The 21,672-nt window shown below is 73.9% G+C and carries 21 protein-coding genes; 9 read left to right on the top strand and 12 right to left on the bottom strand.

Annotation, left to right across the window (positions count from 1 at the left end; all coding sequences use genetic code 11):
- The first annotated feature begins 1 nt into the window (after position 1).
- Positions 2–1,144, top strand: a complete 1,143-nt coding sequence (locus tag ACZ466_RS52975) for an LLM class flavin-dependent oxidoreductase (RefSeq protein ID WP_378284757.1) — start codon at positions 2–4, stop codon at positions 1,142–1,144.
- 1 nt (position 1,145) lies between these two features.
- Here the strand turns inward: ACZ466_RS52975 and ACZ466_RS52970 are convergent, their stop codons facing one another.
- Positions 1,146–2,840: an ATP-binding SpoIIE family protein phosphatase gene (locus ACZ466_RS52970; RefSeq protein WP_378284758.1), complete on the bottom strand. Its 1,695-nt coding sequence runs from the start codon at positions 2,838–2,840 to the stop codon at positions 1,146–1,148.
- 175 nt (positions 2,841–3,015) lie between these two features.
- Here ACZ466_RS52970 and ACZ466_RS52965 point away from each other — a divergent pair, with 175 nt between their 5' ends.
- Entirely contained in the window at positions 3,016–3,411 is a 396-nt protein-coding gene (locus ACZ466_RS52965) for a hypothetical protein (protein ID WP_378284759.1), read from the top strand.
- Positions 3,412–3,553: 142 nt separating this feature from the next.
- On the opposite strand, the gene ACZ466_RS52960 is transcribed toward ACZ466_RS52965, so the two are convergent.
- From ACZ466_RS52960 to ACZ466_RS52945, 4 genes are all read right to left on the bottom strand, one after another.
- On the bottom strand, positions 3,554–4,543 hold the full coding sequence (locus tag ACZ466_RS52960; protein WP_378284760.1) for an AraC-like ligand-binding domain-containing protein: 990 nt from the start codon (positions 4,541–4,543) through the stop codon (positions 3,554–3,556).
- A gap of 122 nt (positions 4,544–4,665) precedes the next feature.
- Complete coding sequence (locus tag ACZ466_RS52955; RefSeq protein WP_378284762.1) at positions 4,666–6,900, bottom strand: xanthine dehydrogenase family protein molybdopterin-binding subunit; 2,235 nt, start codon at positions 6,898–6,900, stop codon at positions 4,666–4,668.
- Positions 6,897–7,916 (bottom strand): FAD binding domain-containing protein, encoded by a 1,020-nt coding sequence (locus tag ACZ466_RS52950; protein ID WP_378284763.1) that lies wholly within the window; start codon positions 7,914–7,916, stop codon positions 6,897–6,899. The genes ACZ466_RS52955 and ACZ466_RS52950 overlap by 4 nt, the downstream gene beginning before the upstream one ends.
- A complete protein-coding gene (locus ACZ466_RS52945) occupies positions 7,903–8,424 on the bottom strand; it encodes a (2Fe-2S)-binding protein (protein WP_378284764.1) in 522 nt (173 codons plus the stop codon). The genes ACZ466_RS52950 and ACZ466_RS52945 overlap by 14 nt, the downstream gene beginning before the upstream one ends.
- Before the next feature lie 205 nt (positions 8,425–8,629).
- On the opposite strand from ACZ466_RS52945, the gene ACZ466_RS52940 reads away from it, so the two are divergent.
- The 3 genes from ACZ466_RS52940 to ACZ466_RS52930 all read left to right on the top strand — a co-directional run bounded on the left by ACZ466_RS52940 (position 8,630) and on the right by ACZ466_RS52930 (position 10,978).
- Positions 8,630–9,349, top strand: a complete 720-nt coding sequence (locus tag ACZ466_RS52940; RefSeq protein WP_378284766.1) for an alpha/beta hydrolase — start codon at positions 8,630–8,632, stop codon at positions 9,347–9,349.
- A gap of 388 nt (positions 9,350–9,737) precedes the next feature.
- Positions 9,738–10,454: an alpha/beta hydrolase gene (locus ACZ466_RS52935; protein WP_378284767.1), complete on the top strand. Its 717-nt coding sequence runs from the start codon at positions 9,738–9,740 to the stop codon at positions 10,452–10,454.
- Between the two features lie 53 nt (positions 10,455–10,507).
- A complete protein-coding gene (locus tag ACZ466_RS52930) occupies positions 10,508–10,978 on the top strand; it encodes a hypothetical protein (RefSeq protein WP_378284769.1) in 471 nt (156 codons plus the stop codon).
- Here the strand turns inward: ACZ466_RS52930 and ACZ466_RS52925 are convergent.
- Positions 10,954–11,778, bottom strand: a complete 825-nt coding sequence (locus tag ACZ466_RS52925; protein ID WP_378284770.1) for a helix-turn-helix transcriptional regulator — start codon at positions 11,776–11,778, stop codon at positions 10,954–10,956. The two genes, ACZ466_RS52930 and ACZ466_RS52925, sit on opposite strands and share 25 nt — an antisense overlap.
- 60 nt (positions 11,779–11,838) lie before the next feature.
- Between ACZ466_RS52925 and ACZ466_RS52920 the strand changes: the two genes are divergently transcribed.
- On the top strand, positions 11,839–12,249 hold the full coding sequence (locus ACZ466_RS52920) for a DUF2000 family protein (RefSeq protein WP_378284792.1): 411 nt from the start codon (positions 11,839–11,841) through the stop codon (positions 12,247–12,249).
- 36 nt (positions 12,250–12,285) lie between these two features.
- Here the strand turns inward: ACZ466_RS52920 and ACZ466_RS52915 are convergent, their stop codons facing one another.
- Positions 12,286–12,885: a hypothetical protein gene (locus ACZ466_RS52915; RefSeq protein ID WP_378284772.1), complete on the bottom strand. Its 600-nt coding sequence runs from the start codon at positions 12,883–12,885 to the stop codon at positions 12,286–12,288.
- 312 nt (positions 12,886–13,197) lie between these two features.
- On the opposite strand from ACZ466_RS52915, the gene ACZ466_RS52910 reads away from it, so the two are divergent.
- Positions 13,198–14,187 carry a sulfotransferase family protein gene (locus tag ACZ466_RS52910; protein WP_378284773.1) on the top strand — a complete coding sequence of 330 codons (990 nt, stop codon included), beginning with the start codon at positions 13,198–13,200 and terminating at the stop codon, positions 14,185–14,187.
- Positions 14,188–14,194: 7 nt separating this feature from the next.
- Here ACZ466_RS52910 and ACZ466_RS52905 read toward each other — a convergent pair whose 3' ends face one another.
- Entirely contained in the window at positions 14,195–15,106 is a 912-nt protein-coding gene (locus tag ACZ466_RS52905) for a hypothetical protein (protein WP_378284775.1), read from the bottom strand.
- A gap of 39 nt (positions 15,107–15,145) precedes the next feature.
- Entirely contained in the window at positions 15,146–15,949 is an 804-nt protein-coding gene (gene ppk2 / locus ACZ466_RS52900; protein ID WP_378284776.1) for a polyphosphate kinase 2, read from the bottom strand.
- Positions 15,950–16,057: 108 nt separating this feature from the next.
- Here ppk2 and ACZ466_RS52895 point away from each other — a divergent pair, with 108 nt between their 5' ends.
- Positions 16,058–16,498, top strand: a complete 441-nt coding sequence (locus ACZ466_RS52895; protein ID WP_378284778.1) for a DUF7144 family membrane protein — start codon at positions 16,058–16,060, stop codon at positions 16,496–16,498.
- 281 nt (positions 16,499–16,779) lie between these two features.
- Here the strand turns inward: ACZ466_RS52895 and ACZ466_RS52890 are convergent, their stop codons facing one another.
- Entirely contained in the window at positions 16,780–17,364 is a 585-nt protein-coding gene (locus ACZ466_RS52890) for a hypothetical protein (protein WP_378284780.1), read from the bottom strand.
- Between the two features lie 266 nt (positions 17,365–17,630).
- Complete coding sequence (locus tag ACZ466_RS52885) at positions 17,631–17,882, bottom strand: DUF1876 domain-containing protein (protein ID WP_378284782.1); 252 nt, start codon at positions 17,880–17,882, stop codon at positions 17,631–17,633.
- 185 nt (positions 17,883–18,067) lie between these two features.
- Here ACZ466_RS52885 and ACZ466_RS52880 point away from each other — a divergent pair, with 185 nt between their 5' ends.
- Entirely contained in the window at positions 18,068–18,982 is a 915-nt protein-coding gene (locus ACZ466_RS52880) for a universal stress protein (RefSeq protein WP_378284783.1), read from the top strand.
- A 15-nt stretch (positions 18,983–18,997) separates the two neighbouring features.
- Here the strand turns inward: ACZ466_RS52880 and ACZ466_RS52875 are convergent, their stop codons facing one another.
- Positions 18,998–21,658: a cation-translocating P-type ATPase gene (locus ACZ466_RS52875; RefSeq protein WP_378284784.1), complete on the bottom strand. Its 2,661-nt coding sequence runs from the start codon at positions 21,656–21,658 to the stop codon at positions 18,998–19,000.
- Positions 21,659–21,672 lie beyond the last annotated feature (14 nt).

Below are 21,672 nucleotides of genomic sequence, written 5' to 3'. Positions count from 1 at the left end.
CATGACCGCGATCCCGCTGTCCATCCTGGACCTGGCGCCCATCCCCGCAGGCTCGACCGTGACGGACGCCCTCCGCAACACCGTCGACCTGGCCGCGCGCGCCGAGGAGTTCGGCTACCGCCGGTACTGGCTGGCCGAGCACCATCTGGCGCCCGGGGTGGCGTCCGCGGCCCCGCAGATCCTGATCGGCGCGGTCGCCGCCGCCACCGAGCGCATCCGCGTCGGCTCCGGCGCCGTCCAGACCGGCCACTGGACGCCGCTGTCCATCGTGGAGCAGTTCGGCACGCTCGACGCCCTGCACCCCGGCCGCATCGACCTGGGCGTGGGGCGTTCGGGGCAGCGCCACGCCGAGACGCTCGCCCGCGAGGGACGGCCCGGTCCCGAGCGCGAGGCGAGCGTGGTGGACGGCCTCCTCATCCCCAAGCCGTTCGACCAGCGGCGGCTGGCCGGCTCGCCCGTGCTGTCCCTCTTCCGCGCGCTGCTGCAGCAGCCCGGCGCCGAGACGCCCGACTTCGCCGAGCAGGTGGAGCAGATCACCGGGCTCCTGGACGGCTCGTACCGCTCGGCCGAGGGCCACCCGGCCCGCGCCACGCCCGGCGAGAACGCCGACGTCCAGCTGTGGATCCTCGGCAGCAGCGGGGGCCAGAGCGCCCAGGTCGCCGGTGAGCGGGGCCTGCCGTTCGCGGCCAACTACCACGTCAGCCCGTCCAACGTGCTGGAGGCGGTGCAGGCCTACCGGAAGGCGTTCAAGCCCTCCGCCGTCCTGGACGAGCCGTACGTCGTCGTCTCCGCCGACGTCGTGGTGGCCCCGACCGACGAGGAGGCCCGCGAGCTGGCCTCCCCCTACGCGCTGTGGGTGCACAGCATCAGGTCGAAGCTGGCCGCCGTCCCGTTCCCCACGCCCGCCGAGGCCGCCGCCCGCGAGTGGACGGAGGAGGAGTGGGACCTGGTCGCCGACCGGATCGACACCCAGTTCGTCGGCGCGCCCGGCACGGTCGTGGCCGGACTGGAGGTGCTGCGCCGCGTCACCGGCGCCGACGAGCTGCTCGTCACCACGATCACCCACGACCACGCCGACCGCGTCCGCTCCTTCCGGCTGCTGGCCGAGGCGTGGGGCCTCACCGGCTCCGGCGGCTCCCCCTGACTCAGGCGGAGAGGCGCTGCTCGGTCCAGATGCTCTTGCCGTGGGAGGTGTAGCGGGCGCCCCAGCGCTGGGCGAGGGCCGAGACCAGCTGCAGGCCGCGCCCGTCCTCGTCGGTGGGGCCGGTCCGCCGGATGTGCGGCGTGGTGAGGCTGCCGTCGGAGACCTCGCAGGTCAGCGAGCGGCTCCGCAGCAGCCGCAGCCGGACCGGCCCCCGGGCGTGCCGGACGACGTTGCTCACCAGCTCGCTGACCAGGAGCTCGGTGGTCATGACGACGTCCTCGCCGAGGTGCCAGGCGGCGAGCTGGTCGCGGACGTGCTCGCGCGCCTCACCGGCGGCCTTCGGGTCGTCGGGCAGGGGCCATGACGCCACGTCGGAGGGCGCGAGCCGGTTGGTCCGGGCGATGAGCAGGGCGGCGTCGTCGCGGGTGTCGGAGTGCGCGGGCAGCAGCCTGGCGGCGATGACGTCCCGCAGTTCCGCGACGGGGGGCGTCTCCGCGTTCCCCACCGCGGTGGCGAGCGCCAGCGCGAGGCGGGCCATGCCGCTCTCGAGATCACCGTCCCCGGCCTGCACGAACCCGTCGGTGTAGAGGACGAGGAAGCCGCCGTCGGGCAGGGTGGCCGTCTCGGTCTCGAAGGGCGGGTCGGCGATGCCGAGCGGCGGGGCGGTGTACGACGCGAGGTAGGTCACGGTGCCGTCCGGGAAGACGGCGACCGGCGGCGGATGTCCCGCGCTGGAGAAGGTGAAGTCGCCCGTCACGGAGTCGTAGACGCCGTAGAGGCAGGTGGCGAACCCGTCCTCGCCGAGGTCGCCGACGATGTCGTTCACCCGGTCGAGGATGTCGTCGGGAGGGAGGTCGAGGTCGGAGAGGGTGCGGACGGCGGTGCGCAGCCGTCCCATCGTGGCGGCCTCCGGTATCCCGTGGCCCATGACGTCCCCGATGACCAGCGCGACCCGCTCGGCGGAGAGCGGGATGAGGTCGTACCAGTCGCCCCCGACCTCCGCGCCGCGCCCCGCGGGCAGGTAGTGCGCGGCGGCGGTGACGGCGGGCACCGACGGCAGCAGGTGGGGGAGGAGCGCCCGCTGGAGCTCGCGGGCGCGGGCGGCGGTGGCGTCGTGGAGCCGCGCCCGCTCCAGCGCCTGGGCGATCAGGCTGCTGAGCGCGGTGAGCAGCGTGCGCTCCTCGCCGCCGAGGCGGTAGGTGCCGACGAAGGAGAGGATGGTGACGCCGATGGCGCGGCCGGAGGCGACCAGGGGGAGGAAAATGCGGGAGTCCATGTGCCCGGCCTTCGGCTGATCGGCCACCATCGGATAGCGGGCGACCATTTCCTCGGTCGATCCGAAGAACTGCGGGACCCCGGTGCGCAGCGCCTCGCCCACCGGGGTCTCTTCGGTGTAGGGCGTCCCGGAGATCTGGTCGAGGAAGCCGCGGCTGTAGCCGCTGGAACCGACGAGGTAGAGGCGCCCCTCCTCCACCGCGAAGATGACGAGCCCGTCGGCGCGGAAGGCGGGCACCAGGCTGCCGGCGACGGCGGAGACCACGTTGTCGGTGGTCAGGGCTTCGGCGAGTGTGCGGGTCAGCCGTTCGATGAGGGCGCCCTGGGTGGTGACGGCCCGGAGCGCGGCCAGGCCCGCGGCCCTGCGCGGATGGAGGGGATCCGGCTGCTCCAGCGCCCCTTTTCCGCCTTTACCGCTCACTGAACCCTCGTCCCATCGAACCCACGGCGATCCGGTCGTTTACGCCACCACGGTAACGCCCGAGCAGACACCGACAAAGAAAGCAATATGCACTTGAATCCAGATTTATCATTCTTTGGTGTAAGCCGGAGGCCCGGGCAGTGCCGGGAGGCCCTCCGAGACGAGGAGCGAGGACATGCCCGAACAGATTCCCGACGACCTGGGCGGGGTCGGCCGAGGCTGGCATCCGCTGCTGCTGGAGCTGCACGAGGACCTGCGCGCCCTCATCCCGGACTACCGCGTCACCCAGGTCAAGGAGAAGTACGGCACGCTGCGCGTCTACCTCGTCAGCGGGCTGCTGCGCGGGCCGTATCTCGAGACGGGGACGCTGCCCAGCGAGGAGGAGTCGAAGCGGATGGCGTGGCAGGACCGGCAGGCGAGCCGGCTCGTCCACGCCGCCGAGGAGCGGTCGGGCACGATCTGCGAGGCGTGCGGCGCGCCCGGAGAACCCCGGAAGGGCGCCTGGATCAAGACCCTGTGCGACACCTGCCACGGCCAGAGGCCGCGCCGGCCCGCCCGGCCGGCCCGGTGACGCGGGAGGGGCGGTGCGGCACCGGCCGTGCGCCCCACGGGGTCCGGGCGCACGGCCGGAGATCCCGGCCGGCATCCGACATGATGCCCGCGGCGGCTGGGGAAGTCTTTGGCGGCCGGTACACGCTTCCTTGACGGCGGATCTACGCGGGCGCCCGCAGGGTCCGGTCGCGGTAGTCGCTGGGCGCGAGGCCGAAGGCGGCCCGGAAGGCGCGGGTGAACGCCGAGTGGTGCGTGAAGCCCCAGCGGGCGGCGATGTGGTGGACCGGGACCGTGCGCAGCGCGGGGTCGGCCAGTGCCTGGCGGGCACGCTCCAGACGCTGCCGGCGGATCCACGCCGAGACCGTGACCCCGTCCTCCTGGAAGAGGCGGTGCAGGTAGCTGACGGAGATGTGGTGCGCGGCGGCGATGGCGCCCGGGCTCAGTTCCGGGTCGTGCAGGTGGCGGCCGATGAAGTCGCGGATGCGCAGGATCAGGGTGCGCCGGTGGGTCTCGGGGGCGAGATCCTCGCCGGCTTCGAGCGTGTGGGCGAACAGCGCCGAGACCAGATCGGCCAGGACCGTCGCGACCCGGGGGCCGTCGGACTCCCGGTAGGCGCCGGCGTCCTTGGCGAGTTGCGTCAGGGCGCCCGCCAGCAGCGCGCCGATCCCCTCGCGCGCCGACATCGGCAGGCCGATCACCTGGTCGGCCCTGTCCCGGGGGATCGACAGCAGGTCCTTGGGCATCTCGATGCCGACCGACCTGAAGACGTCGTTTCCGTGGCCCATCGGGGCCCTGGTCCGGAACGTGCCGGGCCGCGAGGAGTCGTTGGTCGCCCAGTCCCGGGGGCGGTACACGGCCTCCCGGTGGCCCCACTCGGCCTCGGCGTGCCCCTGGAGGACGAGCGAGAGGTGGAACACTTCGGGGTCGGACCGCCTGATGAGCCCGGGCGTCCGCCGGATCGTCATCGGGTGGAAGGCGGTGGGCCACACCGTCACCGCGCCGAACCGCAGAGTGCGCTGGTGCGCCCGGAAGTCGGCGGAGTGCTCGCTGGCCAGGTCCAGGGGAGCGTGCGTCCGGCTCATCAGCTCCCGCCAGTAGTCGAACCGGTCCGGCCTGGGCACGTCCTCGGTCCGGAACACCGTCTCGATCAAACCGGATCCCTCCGCATCTCCGCCCGTGCCATCGGCGCTCGGTGCGGCGCCGATGGAGAACCGCCCACACGAGAGAACGTCCGGAAAGGCGAGAAAACGTCAGGAGGTGGTGCCCGGGAACGTCAGAGCAGGTCCTCGATGGTGATGGGGAGCTTGTGGACGCGGCGGCCGGTGGCGTGGAAGACCGCGTTGGCGATGGCGGCCGCGGCGCCGACCATGCCGATCTCGCCCACCCCCTTGACGCCCAGGGGGTTGACCACGTCGTCCTGGACCTCGATGGTGTCCACCTGGACGTCGGGCGCGTCGGCGTTCACGGGAACGAGGTAGTCGCCCAGGCTGGGGTTGGCCCAGCGGCCCTGCGCCGGGTCCATGTGGGTGGCCTCCAGCAGGGCCTGGCCCAGTCCCCAGAGCATCCCGCCCATGAGCTGGCTGTGCGCCATCGTGCGGTTGAGCACGCGGCCGGGGGCGAAGACGCCGGTCATCCGCCGGACGCGGACGGTCCCCAGGTCGGGGTCGACGGCCACCTCGGCGAACTGGGCCCCGAAGGTGGCGGCGGCGTACCGGTCGCTGGGCGGCGGGGTCCAGGTGCCGGTGGCCTCGACGTCGGTCAGGTGGTTGCGCCCGAGGAACTCGGCGTAGGTCTCGCCCGTGGCGGGCGCGTCGCGCAGGGCCATGCACCCGTCCAGGACGACGATGCCGGCCGGGTCGGCCCCGTGCAGCGGCGACCCGGTGTCGGAGACCGCCCGGGCGATCACCTGCTCGCGCAGCTGGACGGCCGCGGTGTGCACCCCCGCGCTGACCACCCCGGCCCCGGCCGAGCCGACCGCGGCGACGGTGCTGGGCAGGGCGGTGTCGCCGTACTCGAACCGGACCGCCTCGACGGCGATGCCGAGGGCGTCCGCCGCGACCTGCGTCATCGCGGTGGCGGCGCCGGTGCCGAAGTCGGCGAACGACGACTGGACGACCGCCCTGCCGTCGTCGTAGAGGCGCGCGCGGGCCCGCTGCGGCGTCATCACCGGCGCCACCGGGTAGATCGCGGAGGCCATGCCCGTGCCGATGAGCAGCCGGCCCTCCCGCCGGGTGCCGGGGCGCGGGTCCCGGCCGTCCCAGCCGAACAGCTCGGCCCCGCGGGCGTAGCACTCCTTGAGCCCCTTGCTCGACCACGGGTTGCCGCTCTCGGGGTCGACGTCGGCGTGGTTGCGCAGCCGCAGCTCGATCGGGTCCAGGCCGAGGGCGTCCGCCAGCTCGTCCATGGCGGTCTCCAGGACGAACATCCCCGCGGACTCGCCGGGCGCGCGCGTGAACGTGGGCGTGATGGTGTTGCCGCGGACGAGCCGGTAGGCGTTCTCGTAGTTGGGGCAGGCGTACGCCCCCGACGAGCAGGCCAGCGCCGGATCGGCCCAGTCGTCGAACGGCGAGGTCACCGACGTCTTGTGGTGGCGGACCGCGGTCAGCCGCCCGTCGTCGCCCGCGCCGAGCACGATGTGGTGCTCCTGCTCCTCGCGGTGGCCCGTGGAGGAGAACATCTGCTCGCGGGTGAGCGCCAGCCGCACGGGCGCCCCGACGTGGCGGGCCGCGAGCGCGGCGAGCGCCGCGTGGTCCCAGATCATGGCCTTGGAGCCGAAGCTGCCGCCGACGAAGGAGGAGACGACCCTGACCCGCGACAGGGACAGGCCGAGCTGGGCGGCGACGGTGAGCTGCGTGGCGTTGGGGCCCTGCGTGGAGTCCCAGAGCGTCAGCAGGTCACCGTCCCAGCGGGCGGTGGTCGCCGAGGTCTCGATCGGGTTGTGGTGGTTGGCGGCGCACCGGTAGGTCGAGTCGACCCGTACGGACGCCTGGGCGAGGCCCGCCTCGACGTCCCCGCGCGAGGCCCGGCCCGGCATCCAGCCGCCGAAGATGCGCTCCGGCACGTACGCCTGCGCCCTGCCCTGCTCGACGGTGGTGACCGAGGGGGTCTCCTCGTAGGCGACGCTCACCAGCTCGGCGGCGTGCTCGGCGCGGTCCAGGGTGTCGGCCACGACGATGGCGATGTGCTGTCCCGCGTAGTGCACGGTTTCGTCGAGCATCGGGAAGAAGGTCTGCCCCGGGCAGGGGCCGCCGCCCAGGGACGGGATCAGCACGGGCTGCCGGTCGGCCACCGGGCCCAGGTTGCGGTGGGTCAGCACCGCCAGCACCCCGCCGGCCGCCTCGGCCCGGCGGGTGTCGATGGCGGTGATCCGTCCGCTCGGCACGGTGGCGCCCACCAGCACGGCGTGGACGAGGCCGGGCAGCGCGATCTCCGCCGAGTAGCGCGCCGCGCCGGTGACCTTCGCCGGCCCGTCGACGCGTGCGACGGGCCGCCCGATCGTGGCGCTCATGACCGTCCTCCCGTTCCCGCTCCCGCTCCCGCTTGGGCTTCCGCGGCCGTCTCCAGCGCGCGGACGATGGTCCGCCGGGCCGGTTCCACCTTGAAGCCGTTCATCGAGCGGGGGACGGCGGGCAGCATCTCCTCGCGGGCGGCGCGCGCGAAGGCCGCCCGGTCGGCGGGCCCGCCGGCCAGGACCCGCTCGGCGCGGTGGGCCCGCCACGGCCTGGTCGCCACGCCGCCGAGCGCGAGCCGCACCTCCGCGACCCGGCCGTCCTCGACCCGCAGCGCGGCCGCGGCCGACGCGAGCGCGAACTCGTACGACTCCCGGTCGCGGACCTTGAGGTACAGCGACCGGCGCGCCACCTCGGCGGGGGGCACCTCGATCGCGACGATGAGCTCGCCGTGGTCGAGCGGATGCTCCAGATGCGGCGTGTCGCCCGGCGGGAGGAAGAAGTCGCCGACCGGGATCGCACGGTCGCCGTCCGGGCCCCGGACGTGCACGGCCGCGTCGAGCGCGACCAGCGCGACGGCGAGGTCGGAGGGGTGGGTGGCGATGCAGTGCTCGCTGGTGCCCAGGACGGCGTGGCCGCGGTTCACGCCGTCGAGCGCGGCGCAGCCGGTGCCCGGCTCCCGCTTGTTGCAGGCCGAGTGCCGGTCGCGGAAGTAGCCGCACCGGACCCGCTGCAGCAGATTCCCGCCCATCGACGCCATGTTGCGCAGCTGCGCGGAGGCGCCCAGCAGCAGCGCCTGGGAGATGACCGGGAACCGGTCGACCACGCCGGGCGCCTCGGCGACGTCGCTCATCCGCGCCATGGCGCCGATGCGCAGCCCGCCTCCCGGCAGGTCCTCGATGCCGCCCAGGGGGAGGTCGTTGATGTCGACCAGCAGGTCGGAGCGCTCCGCGCCGATGCGCAGCATGTCGACCTTGGTCGTGCCGCCGGCCAGGTAGGCGCCGCGGGGGTCCGCGGTGACCGCGGCGATCGCGCCGGTCACGTCCGAGGCCCGCGCGTACTCAAGCGGTCGCATCGCGCGCCTCCCTGATCGCCGCGCGGATGTGCGGGTAGGCGGCGCACCGGCAGAGGTTGCCGCTCATCCACTCGCGGATCTGCGCGTCGTCGTCGGCGTGGCCCTCCTTCAGCAGCGCCACGGCCGACATGATCTGGCCCGGTGTGCAGTACCCGCACTGGAAGGCGTCGTGGCGGAGGAAGGCCCGCTGCACGGGATGCAGTTCCCCGTCCTCGGCGAGCCCTTCGACGGTGGTGACCTCGCGGCCGGCACAGGTGATCGCGAGCGTCAGGCAGGCCAGGACGCGCCGCCCGTCCACATGGACCGTGCACGCCCCGCAGGCGCCCTGGTCGCAGCCCTTCTTCGTGCCGGTGAGGTCCAGGCGCTCGCGCAGGGCGTCGAGCAGGCTGACGCGCGGCTCGATCTCCACGGCGCGCGGCGCGCCGTTCACCGACAGCGTCACCTCGACGACCCCCGGACCGGCGCCCGCGGCCGCGTCGCCGGCGGCCGGACGGCCAGGCTGGGACATTCCCGGTCCCCCGATCCCCACGGTTCCCCGCGCGCCGGACGGCGCGCGGCCAGGCGTGAATGCCCGGCGAAGACCGGACACAAAACCGGAAACTGGTAAAGCGCCCGTCCCTGAACTGGTGCGGTCGACCTCGGCGATCTGGAGAGGGTTGTTCACCTTTATCGGTAACAGCGTTATCGTTACTCGTGCGAGAAAGGGGAGGGTCATGGCGACCTATGTGCTCGTCCACGGCGGAGGGCACGGCGGCTGGTGCTACGGCCCCGTCGCCCGGATCCTGCGCGCCGCCGGACACGAGGTGCACACCCCCACGCTGACCGGGCTGGGCGAGCGCTCCCACCTCCTGGGCCCGCACGTCGACCTGGACCTGCACATCCAGGACGTCAGCGCGGTGCTGCACCACGAGGACCTGCGCGAGGTGATCCTGGTCGGTCACAGCTACGGCGGGATGGTCGTCACCGGCGTCGCCGACCGCATGGCCGGCCGGGTGGGACGCTTGGTCTACCTGGACGCGGCCACCCCCGCCAACGGCCAGTCGCTCCATGACGTCGCGGGACCGGTCATCGACGCGGCGCGCCCGTTCGGCGAGGTCGTCGACGGCGTCGAGCTCGTCCTGCTGCCCGCCCCCGGCGCGGGCGCGTTCTACGGGGTGACCGACCCCGGCGACCTCGCCTGGATGGACGAGCGCCTCACCCCGCATCCCTGGAAGTGCTTCGAGCAGCCGCTCAAGCTCACCGACGAGGAGGCGCTGCGGGCGATCCCGCAGTACCACATCGTGTGCACCTCCACCCTGGCCACCCGCGACCCAGCCCTGATCGAGCGGGCGCGGGCGGAGGGCCGGTTGTGGGACATCGACACCGGGCACGACCTCATGATCACGGAGCCGCGCGCGGTCGCCGGCGCCCTCCAGGAGGTCGCGACACGCTGAACGGGCGGCGCGCCTGCCGCGGCCCCCGGGCCACTGACTCGACTTTTCCTATCGAGTTAGTTGTCTACTGTGGCCGGACCGCCTACCGTGGAGCCATGGGGAAAGGCGCTCGGCTCACCTCGCGCGGACACGTCGACCTGTGCCGCATCGCCAGCGCCCTGTGTCAGGGCTGAGGGTCGCCACCCGCCCGGGTCGCGCCGTCGGCGGCCATGCCGCCCGGTGACCGCAGGTCAATGCCGGTGCCAGCCCGCGCCCCGATCCCGATCCGGTCGTGCAGGCCGATGTCCCAGGGGACAGGGATCGACGCGTGGACGCGCTCGTCTGGAGTCCCCACATGCTCGACGTCCAATCCCCGCCTCTTCGTTCCGTGGCCTTCCACAGGTGGCCGGTGCGGAACCCCCTGGCCGAGCTGCTGTTCGTCCACGGCGGCGGCGCCGAATCCGGCCGCCTGGACCGGCTCGTCGGCGCGCTGCGCGAACGGAGCATCAGCGTCTGGGCCGTCAACGCCGCCAGCGGTCGCCGCCGTCCGGCACCGGACGGGCCCGCCGCGATGCAGGACCTGGCCGGCGCCCTCGGCGCCCTCGCCGACCGGGCCCGCCGCGGGCCACCGCTGATCCTGGGCGGCCATTCCCTGGGCGGGACCGTCGCGGCCCTGGCGGCCTGCGCCGACACCCTGCCGGGCGCCGAGCGCTGCGCCGGTATGGTCCTGACCTCGACGCCGGTCAGCCCGCTGCCGCGGGTCGAGGGCCTCGCGGACGGCGCACCCGTGGGCCTGGACCTGTCCCGGCTGTACACACCGGGCAGCGCCGCCCGTGAGGACGACCGGGCCGGTTCCGTCCGGCCGTCGACGCTGCGCCCCGCGTGGGACCGGCTCGCCGAGCGCCTGCCCGTCCTGGACCTCCCCGTGATGTTCGTGCACGGCATGAGCGACACCATCGTGCCCGCCCGCCACAACCACGCCTGGGCGGGACGGCTGAAGCACGCCGAGTTCGCCGGGTTCCACGGCTCCCGGCACGACGTGCTCAACGCCACCGGTCACCGGCGGGTCGCCACCACCATCGCCGATTTCGTCCTGGCGGCGGCCCTGGACCACGCGGCGGGCTGATCCGGCCCGTCCTGCCGGTCCGCCGACGTGCGGGCCCTACGAGAGGAGAGGATGTGCCACCCCTATCGCCGACGCGGAGCCGGCGGCCGGTGCGCGCCGCCGTCCAGGTGGACGCGGGTCCGCGCCCGCACGCGGTGACGGGCGGGCCCGACCTGCGCGAGTACGCGCTGCGCTGCCGTCCGGCCCTCGCCCGCCTGCACCTGCTGTCCTGCCTGCAGAGCAGCGCGCCGCTGCCCTCGGGGCCCGTGGCCGACGGGCGGGCGGCGGTGGAGCTGATCAAGACCGAGCTGGACGCGGCGCTGTCGGCCCTCAAGACCGCCGGGGCCGCCGGGACCGGTGCGGGCGGGCGGCGGCTGCTGGTCGCGCGCGTCACCAGGCTGCGCCTCGCCGCCGACGCGATGGAGCGCGTGCTGGGCCGCGCGGAGGAGGCGGGCGATCTGCCCGGCCTCCGCGACCTGCTCGTCCGCTTCGACATCCTGCTCTCCGCGCTGGGGACGGTTCAGCACGCCGTGTCCGACCCCTGACGGCCGGGGCGCCCGCCCGCGTAGCGGGCCGGGCTGACCCCCACCGTCCGCCGGAAGACGCGGGTCAGATGCGGCTGGTCGTAGAAACCCGCGGCGACGGCGACCTCGGCGGGCCGCCGCCCGGCCAGCAGCAGCCGCCGGGCCAGGTCCACCCGGCGCCCGGTCAGGTACAGGTGCGGCGGCATGCCGTACGCCCGGCTGAAGGAGCGGACCAGATGCGTCGGATGGACCTGCAGGATGCGGGCGGCCTCGTCCAGCGACAGGCCCTGCGGCGCCCGCTCGTCCAGCAGCCGGCGCAGCCGCCGGGCCACGGCGGGGTCGCGGCTCGCGGGCGGCGCGGTGACGTCGTGCCGCAGATGCCCGTTCAGCCGCTCCCGGACCAGTGCCAGCCGGCTCTGCGCCTCCAGTTCGTCGCCCGGCAGCCGCAGCACCTCGTGCAGTTGCCCGATCCGCGTGCGCAGCAGCGGGTCCGCCAGCGCCGGACGGTCGACGGCGGCGCCGATCAGCCGTTCCTCCAGCAGCTCCGGCTCCAGGTACAGCACCCGCTTGCCGAAGCCGCGCGGTGTCGCGGCGCGCCCGTCGTGCGGGACGTGCGGCGGCAGCAGGGTCACCAGCGAGCGGGTCACGCCGTGCTCGTGGTGGTCCAGGTCGAACCGCACCGCGCCGTCGTCGACGATCAGCAGCGTCCACGCGTCGTGCGTGTGCATCGGGTAGCGGTGATCGGTGAAGTGGGCGTGGAAGACCTCGGTGACGCCCGGCACCCCGGGACGCCACGCGGCGACCTGGGCGTCGGCGGGCATGCTAAGAACGTACAAGACGCGGGCTCGCGGGCCGGACCAGCATGGCGTGCCATGGAGACGATCCGCTTCGATACCAAGATCGCCGTCTTGCTCCGCGACGACCTGGAGCCCTGGCAGCGCCTCAACGTGACCGCGTTCCTGGTCAGCGGCATCGCCGCGGCCGGCCCGGAGCTGCTCGGCGAGCCCTACGCCGACGCCGACGGCACCGGCTACCTGCCGATGTTCCGCCAGCCCGTGCTGGTCTTCGCCGGGTCCAAGGAGACGCTGACCGCCGCGCGGCTGCGGGCGCTGGGCCGCGGCATCCCGATGTCGGTGTTCACCTCCGACCTGTTCGCCACCGGGAACGACCGGGACAACCGCGCCGCGGTGCGCGCGGTGCCCGGCGACCAGCTCGATCTGGTCGGGCTGGCCCTGCACGGCCCGCGCAACGCGGTCGACAAGGTCCTCAAGGGCGCCCGCCTGCACGAGTGAACGCCCGCCCCGGGCGGTGGCGGCGGGCCCAGGGGGTCACGACTGCCAGTAGTCCCAGCCGTGGCGCATGCGGATCGCGAGGGGCAGTGCCAGGACGAGGGCGTGCACGTCCGGCGGCGGGTCGGTGAGGAACTCCACATCGAGCCGGCGCGTGGCCGGCGGCGCGTCCCGCTCGCCCAGGGCCCGGACCGACTCCTCGGGCTCGATCACGGTGGCGAGGTCCGCGCCGCCGCGGGCGTCCCGGACGACGAACGACTCCCGGAACTCCTTCGAGGCCCGCTCGGCCACCGCGAGCACCTCGCCGCGCGGATCGCGCAGCTGGAAGTCGCAGTAGAAGAGCCCCCGGGGGCGGATGACGCCGATCCGCGGACCCGCCGGCCAGAACACCGGCGCCCACGCGCGCGGGCGGAATCCCGCCGGGATGCGGCCCACCGACAGCAGCACCGCCCCGTCCGGAGCGCGGAAGTCGATGATCTCCGCGGCGGAGCGGAGGGACTGCCAGGCCGTCTGGGGGCGCCCGGCCGCCCTGGCGAGCATCGCGCCGTCCACGGGATCGAGGTAGGAGCGGTCGCCGGCGAAGGTCAGCGCCGTCGCCCGGAACAGCGCGGGCCGTTCGGAGCCGTTCACCCTCAGCATTCGGATGGCTCCGCCCGCTGTGGCCGGGGGACGGCAGGCCGCGCCGTACGGCGCCGGGGGTGCATCGCTTCCGTACTTCCGTCCCGTTTTGATTTGGGTGGTTTTCTTCCTGGATACAGCAGGGGCCGCCCGAGGCGTCAAGATCTCTTAACGGGATCCATACGCCCCTTTTCCGGTGCACGGGGGAGTGCAGGCGGCCCGCCCGGAGCCCGGTTCCCGCCGCGGTCGCCGCCCGGCGTATAGATTCCTACTATTCCAGTGGATATAGTCTGATACGTCGATTCGATGCACGGCACCCGGCGGGGAGAAGCGATGGCGTTGCCGGACTTCCTGGTGGCAGGCGCTCCGAAGGCGGGGACCACCGCGCTGCACGCGGCCCTGACGCGCCATCCCGGGCTCTTCATGTCACCGGTCAAGGAGCCCAAGTTCTTCCTGACCGACGGCCCGCCGCCGACCCGGGGCGGCCCCGGGGACGCGCAGACCTACCGCGAGCACGTCTGGCGCCGGCCCGACTACGAGGCGCTGTTCGACGGCGCCCCGCCGGGCACCCTGCGCGGCGAGTCGACCCCCTTCTACCTGTACGACCGCGACGCGCAGCGGCGCATCCACGCGCTGATCCCGAAGGTGAAGCTGATCGCGATCCTGCGCGATCCGGTGGAGCGCGCCCATTCCAACTGGACGCACCTGTGGTCGGCCGGGCTCGAGCCGGTCGACGACGTGGTCCGCGCCTGCCAGGACGAGGAACGCCGGATCGACGCCGGATGGGCGGCGTTCTGGCACTACGTCCGGCTGGGCCGCTACGGCGAGCAGCTCGAGCACCTGTACGGGCTGTTCCCCCGCGAGCAGATCCTGGTGTTCCGGTACCGGGAGCTGCTGGAACGTCCCGCCGAGACCCTGGACCGGATCTGCTCGTTCCTGGGCGTCGAGACGGGAGTCCTCTCCGAGGTGCCGAGGGAGAACGTCACCGCGCATCCCGACCGGACGCCGCGTCACCGGCTCCTGGCCCGCACCCTGCGGGTCGGCGCGGCCGCGGGCGCGCTGCTGCCGGGCGACCTGGCCGCGAAGGCCACCGCTCCGCTGGAGCGCGCCCTGCAGCGGGACGGCAGCCCCCGGCGGCCGCTGACCTGGGAGCAGCGCCAGGCCCTGATCCCCTACTTCGCGTCCGACATCGGCCTGCTGGAGCAGGTGACCGGGGAGGGCTTCGGCGCGTGGCTGGAGCCGCGCCCCGAGTCCGGCGGCCTGGTGGGCGCCAGGCCCGCCGGGCAGCGCCAGGCGCGCAACGGCCGCCGCCGCCCCTGGTGAGGGCGGCTCAGCGCAGCTCGGCCCGCAGTTCGTGCGCCCCGTCGGCGCGCGTGACCTCGTAGAACAGGCGGTCGCGGCCGTCGGAGGTGCGCAGGATCTCCAGGTAGCGGAGCCCGCCGCCGTGGAAGGGGGACGCGGCCCACGGGAGCGTGCCCTGCGCCGTCAGAGTCTGGGGGACGCGGCCGGTGGCGATGCCGGTCCGCTCCTCGTAGTTCTCCGCCGCGCTGGCGCGGCCGTCGTAGGCCGCCACGATCCCGTCCGGGGTGAAGCGCACCGCGCTGACCCGCACGCCGCGGGCGTCCCAGGCGCCGGCCCGCCGCCCGAGGGCCGTGCCGTGCCAGCTCCACTCCAGGCCGTCGGCGCTGGTGGCGTACCTGGTGACCATGCGGTCCTCCTCGTCGGCCTCCGCCAGCGGATGGCACGAGGCCCACAGGTGCCACACGCCGCCGTGACGCACGATCACGGGGTCCTTCACCCCGGTCCGGGCGTCGCCCGGCAGGACGACCCGCCTGTTCCGGGCGTCGAACCCCGCGGGGTCGGCGGCCTCCAGCACCTCGACGCGCCAGTGCTTGGTCCCGGTCGTGGCGCAGCTCAGGTAGAGCCGCCAGGTCCCCTCGGGGGTGCGCGTCAGGGCGGGCCGCTCCAGCGACTCGGCGTCCATCTCGTCCTTGCCGATGGCCGCGACCTGCTCGAAGCGCTCGCCGTCGGCGGAACGGGCGATCGCGACCGCGTAGCCGCGCCCCTCGCCGATCGGGCGCCGCAGCCGGTACGCCAGGTAGATCCACCCGTCGCCCTCGACCGCGCTGGGCGCCCCGGCCCAGTACCCCTCGCCCTCGCCCGGGGGTTCGATCGCGACCACCGAGCGGTCCAGGCGCGGGAGCAGGGCCGAGAAGCCTCGATCCGATTGTCTGTTATTCACATCGGGATAATAGGTCAACCCCCTGGCCCGGACGCAGGGTCATCGGGGGAGGGTGGCGGCGTGGTCGGGGACGTAGGTCTGCATCTCGCGCGGCGACCGCTCGTAGCCCTTCGGGGGCGGACGCCGCGGCAGCCGCAGCTCGGGGCGTTCCACCTCCCGGTAGGGGATCGTGGACAGCAGGTGGGCGATCATGTTGATCCGCGCCCGCCGCTTGTCCTCGCTCTCGACGACGTACCACGGCGCCTCGGGAATGTCGGTGTGCAGGAACATCTCGTCCTTGGCGCGCGAGTAGTCCTCCCAGCGGGTGATCGACTCCAGGTCCATCGGGGACAGCTTCCAGCGCCGCATCGGGTCGTCGAGCCGGTTGCGGAAGCGGCGCTCCTGCTCGGCGTCGCTGACCGAGAACCAGTACTTGCGCAGCAGGAGGCCGTCCTCGACCAGCAGCCGCTCGAAGATCGGGCACTGGTGGAGGAAGCGCATGTACTCCTGCTTGGTGCAGAAGCCCATGACCCTCTCGACGCCCGCGCGGTTGTACCAGGAGCGGTCGAAGAGGACGATCTCGCCCGCGGCGGGGAGATGCTCGACGTAGCGCTGGAAGTACCACTGCGTGCGCTCCCGGTCCGAGGGCGCGGGCAGCGCGGCGATCCGGGCCACGCGGGGGTTGAGGTACTCGGTCACCCGCTTGATCGTGCTGCCCTTGCCGGCCGCGTCCCTGCCCTCGAACACCACGGCGAGGCGGACGCCCTCCGACCGGACCCACTCCTGGAGCTTCACCAGCTCCTCCTGCAGGCGGGCGAGTTCTTCCTCGTACACCCCGCGCGGCATCCGCTTGATCTTGCCCATGGGAAAACCCTACCCATCGGTCCCCTTTCATCCGCTCCGGGTGATCTGGAGTCGGTGTCCGCGGCCGGACGATGGTGCGAGCCGAGGGGACGAGCAGGAGGAGGCGAGATGTCCGGACGAGCGGACCAAGAACGGGAGATGGTGGAGCGGCCGGTGAGCGGCTGGGCCGTGGGCTTCGCCTACTTCGCCGCGTGCGTCATGGTCCTGGCCGGGATCTTCGGGGCGATCGTGGGCGTCGCCGCGATCCTCAAGAACGACCTGTACGTGGTCCGGGGCGACTACGTGTTCAGCTGGGACCTCACCACCTGGGGCTGGATCCATCTGGTCGTCGGGATCTTCGTGGCCGTCGCGGGCTTCGCGGTGATCGCGGGGCAGGCGTGGGCCCGCACGGTCGGCATCATCCTGGCCGGCCTGAGCGCGGTGGCCAACTTCATGTTCCTGCCCTACTACCCCGTCTGGTCCGTGCTGATCATCGTGCTGGACGTCGTGGTGATCTGGGCGCTGGTGATGTACACGCGGCAGTACGCGGTGGCGTCCCGGCGCCGATGACTCAGGGGGCCGAGTCCGGTGGCGGCGCCCGCGGTGGAGGAGACGGTTCCGGCTCCGAGCCGCAGTTCGGCGCGGAGTCCGGCCACCTCGGCCCGCAGGAGGCGCGGTTCCGTCTCCTCCGCGCTCGCGCGCCCGGGCCCGCTCGCGCCCTCCGGATCCGGTCCGCCGGCACTCATGTCGAGACCCCGCTCCCGATGCGCCTCCCTCGGCATCCTTCGGGGAGCGCGTGGCCTCCGCCTCACCCGCCGGGGGTGAGGGCCGGCGCCTTCGAGCAGGCCGTGTCAGGACTCCTTGGCGCGGTCCTTGCCCATGCCGCGGCTGCGTCCCGCGATCGCGGTGCCGACTCCGACGACCGCCGCGACCGGCCATGAGATGACCTCGAGCGCGGCCATCGCGCCCAGCGCCCCGTAGAACGCCAGCCGCCGGCGCGGAGGCAGGTACGAGGCCGCCGAACGGCCCGCCTCCGCCATCTTGTGCATTCCCGCCCCCGTTCCCGGAACGGGAACGTTGTAGATCTTGACGTGCGGGGTGACCACCGGAATCGGCAGGCTGGTGCTCTGCCGCTCCTCGGCGGTCCGCCGCCGCTGGGCGGTCTGCCGGGTGGTCTGCCGCCGCTGGGTGGTCTGCCGCGTCCGGGCGGTGGCGGTCTGTCGCGTCCGGGAGGTGGCCTGCCCCGTCCGGGAGGCGGCCTGCCCCGTCCGGGCGGTCGTCTGCCGCGTCCGGGCGGTCGTCTGCCGCGCCGCGGCGGTCTGTCGCGTCCGGGCGGTCTGCCGCCGCTGGGCGGGCTCCCGCTTCTGGGCGGTGGCCTTGGTCGTGGCCCTGGTCGTTCTCTTCCTGGTGGTCCCGGTGGGTTGAACGGTGGTCATCTCACCACTCCTCTGCTCGGATGCCCCGGGCGGTCGAGGCCCGGTCTCCTGTGTTGTGGCCGGCTGCTCGTACGCCGATGCTCGGCCGGGGCCTTACCCCCCAGACGAGGGCCTGCCCCTGACAGTGGGCGAGCTTGATACAGGTGAGGCCGACCTTTGAGGATCCTCGGCACCGCCGTGCGGCATGGCTCACCGCCCCACCACGGATCGTGACCGCGGCGGGGCGGATCACCCCGTGCGATGCGCGGTGGCCTCGCGCGGCGGTGTCAGCCGAGTCTCTGGGCCTGCTCGATGTCGGCTCCGGCCAGTGTCACCAGCCGGTGGCCGAGATCCAGGAAGGCCCGCCCGGCGGCCAGCTCGTCGCCGATCTCCGGAACGGCCCGGTCGGCGGGATTGCGCCGCGCGTGGCCCGTGCCCTCGATGGTGGTGCCGTCCTGCGTGGTCAGCACGGCGCGCACGTAGGTGTCGTTGCCGCGCTCGTTGATGAAGACCTGTGTGTTCCACTTCTTGGCTTCCATGGTTGTCACCCCCTTCCAGCATCGGTCCTGGCAGGCGCCCTTGCCAAAGGTCGTTGGCCGTTCCGGCGTGGCTCAAACGGACCCGGGGCCGGGAAGCCGCACCGGATGGACCGAGGTCCGTCGGCGCGCCGGCCCGGGACCTTCGTCCCGGGCCCCGGGCCGGGACGGTGGCTAGCGTCGTGGGCATGAACGAGATCGTCGTCGGGGCCGACGGGTCCGAGCACGGCCTGGTCGCGGTCGAGTGGGCGGCGGCGGAGGCCGCGCGCCGGGGAGCGCCGCTGCGGGTCGTGCACGCGGTCGCCGCCTGGCTGTTCGACGCCCAGGCCGACCCGCGGATCAGGCTGGTCCGGGAGTGGATGCGCGACAACGGCGAGGAGGTCGTCCGGCAGGCGCTGGGACGGGCGCGGGCACGGGCGCCCGAGGTGGAGGTGTCCGGCGGGCAGGTCGGCGGGCAACCGGCCGAGGTGCTGATCAGGGAGTCGAGGGGCGCGCTCATGGTCGTGGTGGGCAGCCACGGTTCCGGCGGCCTGACCGGTCTGCTGCTGGGATCGGTGGCGTTGCAGGTGACCTCGCACGCGTCCTGCCCCGCCGTGGCGGTGCGCCCGGACAGGCCGGGGACCGCGGAGCCCGAGCCGGCCGAGGGCACGCCGGACGCGGGGGAGGTGGTCGTCGGGGTGGACGGCTCCCCGGGCAGCGCGGCGGCTCTGGACTTCGCCTTCGAGGAGGCCGCCGTCCGAGGGGCCCCCGCACGGGCGGTGATGGCCTGGAGCCATCCCGCCTCCGAGCGTCCGGGGGACATGCAGCCGCTGGTGTTCGACCCGGTGGTGGTGACAGAGGAGCAGGAGCGGGCCCTGGCGGAGTTCGTGGCGCCCTGGGAGGCCGAGTACCCCGGCGTGCCGTTCATCCGGCAGGTCGTGCACGCCCGTCCCACGCGGGTTCTGGCCGAGGCATCCGCGCGTGCCCGGCTGCTGGTCGTGGGGTCGCGGGGCCGGGGAGGCTTCAGCGGCCTGGTGCTCGGTTCGGTCGGCCACGCCATGCTCCACCACGCGCGATGCCCGGTAGCGGTCGTCCACGCGTCCCGTGGAACCCCTGCGGAGTGACCGGCCGGAGACGGCTCAGGCTCGTTCCGTGCGCCGGGTCGCCCATTTGGCGAGTTCGACCAGGGCGTAGGCGATCGCGGCCACCGCGGCGACGCGTGCCCAGGCGCCGGGACTGAGCGGGGCGGAACGGAACAGGTCGTGCATCACGGGGACGTAGGTGTAGAAGACCTGGATGGCGATGAGGGCGAGGGCGCCCGCGCCGACCCACGGGTTGCGCCGGACGCCGTGCCACAGCATCGGGTGTTCCAGCGACAGGCAGTTGAACAGGTAGGCCAGCAGCGTCATCGCGAAGACGTTGACCACGACGGTGCGGGCCTCGGCCAGTGAGGCGCCGTGGGCCTGCTCCCAGTGGAAGAGGCCGAACGCGCCCGCGAGCAGGATCGCGGCGACCAGCAGGATGCGGGCGGTCAGCCGCCTGGTGATGAGCGGGAGGGCGGGGTCGCGGGGCGGGCGCCGCATGATGTCCTCGTCGCGCGGCTCGACCGCGAACGGCAGCCCGAGCACCAGCACGGCGGTCATGTTCAGCCACAGCACCTGGACCGGCAGGATGGGCAGCTCGCCGCCGCCCAGGATCGCCGCCACCAGGACCAGGCCGAGGCCGATGTTGGCGGGCAGCGCCCACACGATGAACTTGACCAGGTTGTCGAAGACGCCGCGGCCCTCCTCGACGGCGGCCTCGATGGAGGCGAAGTCGTCGTCGGTGAGGACCATGTCGGCCGACTCCTTGGCGACCTCCGTGCCGTCGCGTCCCATCGCCACGCCGATGTCGGCCTGTTTGAGGGCGGGCGCGTCGTTCACGCCGTCCCCGGTCATGGCGATGACGTGGGAGCGGGCCTGCAGCGCCCGGACCAGGCGCAGCTTCTGCTCGGGGGAGACGCGGGCGAACACGGCGGTGCGCTCGACGGCGCCGGGGAGGTCGCCGTCCGCGGTGGCGGCCAGGTCGGCGCCGGTCATGACCTCGCCGTCCAGCCCGATCCGCGCGCCGACGGCGCGGGCCGTGGCGGCATGGTCCCCGGTGATCATCTTGACCTGGATCCCGGCGGTCCGGCAGGCGTGGACGGCCCGGGCCGCCTCCTCGCGGGGCGGGTCGTGCATGGCCTGCAGGCCCAGGAAGACCAGCCGGGGCGGCGGCTCGGTGAGGTGGTCGGCGGCGGGATCGGCGTCGGCGCGGGCGAGGGCGAGCACGCGCAGGGCCTGCCCGCCGTAGGCGTGGGCGACGGCGGTGATGCCCTCGACGTCGAGGGGCTCGGTGCCGCCGTCCGCGGCGAGCTGGCGGTCCGACATCGCCAGGATGCGCTCCAGCGAGCCCTTGGCGTAGATCACGCCGCCCGCGTGGAGGGTGGCCATGTACTGCCGCTCCGAGCTGAAGGTGATCGTGTCGAGGCGTTCGGGGGCCTCGCCGAGCCCCGCCTTGGCGGCGCTGACGACCAGGGCGCCCTCGGTGGGGTCACCGACCAGGCTCCAGCCGCCCCCGTCCCCGCCCTGGGTGATCCGGGCGTCGTTGCAGGCCAGCCCGGCCATCAGGCATTCGCGCAGGGCCGGGTGCGCGGCCGCCTCGACGCGCCCGCCGCCAGCGAGGATCTCGCCGCGGGGCGCGTAGCCGGTGCCGGTCACCTCGAAGAGGCGGCCCCCGGCGGCGATGCCGGTGACGGTCATCTGGTTCCGCGTCAGCGTCCCGGTCTTGTCCGTGCAGATGACGGTGGTGCTCCCGAGCGTCTCCACCGCGGGCAGCCGCCGGACGATGGCGTTGCGCCGCACCATCCGGGCCACCCCGAACGCCAGGGTGATCGTCACCACCGCGGGCAGGCCCTCGGGAATGGCGCCCACGGCCAGCGCCACCGCGGCGGTCAGCATCTCCGGGACGGGCCGGCCGCGCAGCACCCCGACGGCGAACGTGAGGGCGGCCAGGGCCAGGATGGCCACGGTCACCACCCGGCTGAAGCGCGCGATCTTGCGGGTGAGCGGGGTCTGCACGGCGGTCGCCGAGCCGACGAGCCGGTGCACGAGCCCGATCTCGGTGCCGGCGCCGGTCGCCGTGACGAGGCCGGCCCCTCGCCCGTAGGTGACGAACGTGCCAGAGTGGGCCATGTTGCGGCGGTCGGCCAGGGCCGCCTCGCCGAGCGCGTCCGGCGTCTTGGCGACGGGCGCCGACTCGCCGGTCAGCGCGGACTCGTCCACCGAGAGGTCGGCGGCGCGCACCAGCCGCAGATCGGCGGGGATCCTGTCACCGGCCTCCAGCAGCACCAGGTCGCCGCGCACCAGCTCCTCCGACGGCAGGCGCGCGGGCCGCCCGTCGCGGACGGCGGTGGTGACCGTGCGGGTCATCGCGGCCAGCGCGGCCAGCGCCCGCTCGGCCCGCGCCTCCTGGACGAACCCGACGATCGCGTTCGCGACCACCACGCCCAGGATCACGGCCGCGTCCACGTGGTCGCCCAGCGCGGTGGTGATGACCGCCGACACCAGCAGCACGTAGATCAGCGGGTTGTGGAACTGCAGCAGGAACCGCGCCACCGGCCCGCGCCGCCGGGCCTCCGGCAGCACGTTGGGGCCGTGCCGCGCCAATCGCGCGGCCGCTTCGTCCGAGGTGAGGCCGAGATCGGGGTCGGTGCCGAGATCCTCGGCGACCTCCCGGGGGGTGCACTGGTACGGCGGGCCGGTGACGGTCGTCGTGTTCACACGCCCAAGGCTCG

The sequence above is a fragment of the Actinomadura rugatobispora genome (assembly GCF_055379765.1).
Note: the sequence above shows the minus strand (reverse complement) of the source record. Positions and strands in the feature narration are given on the sequence as shown.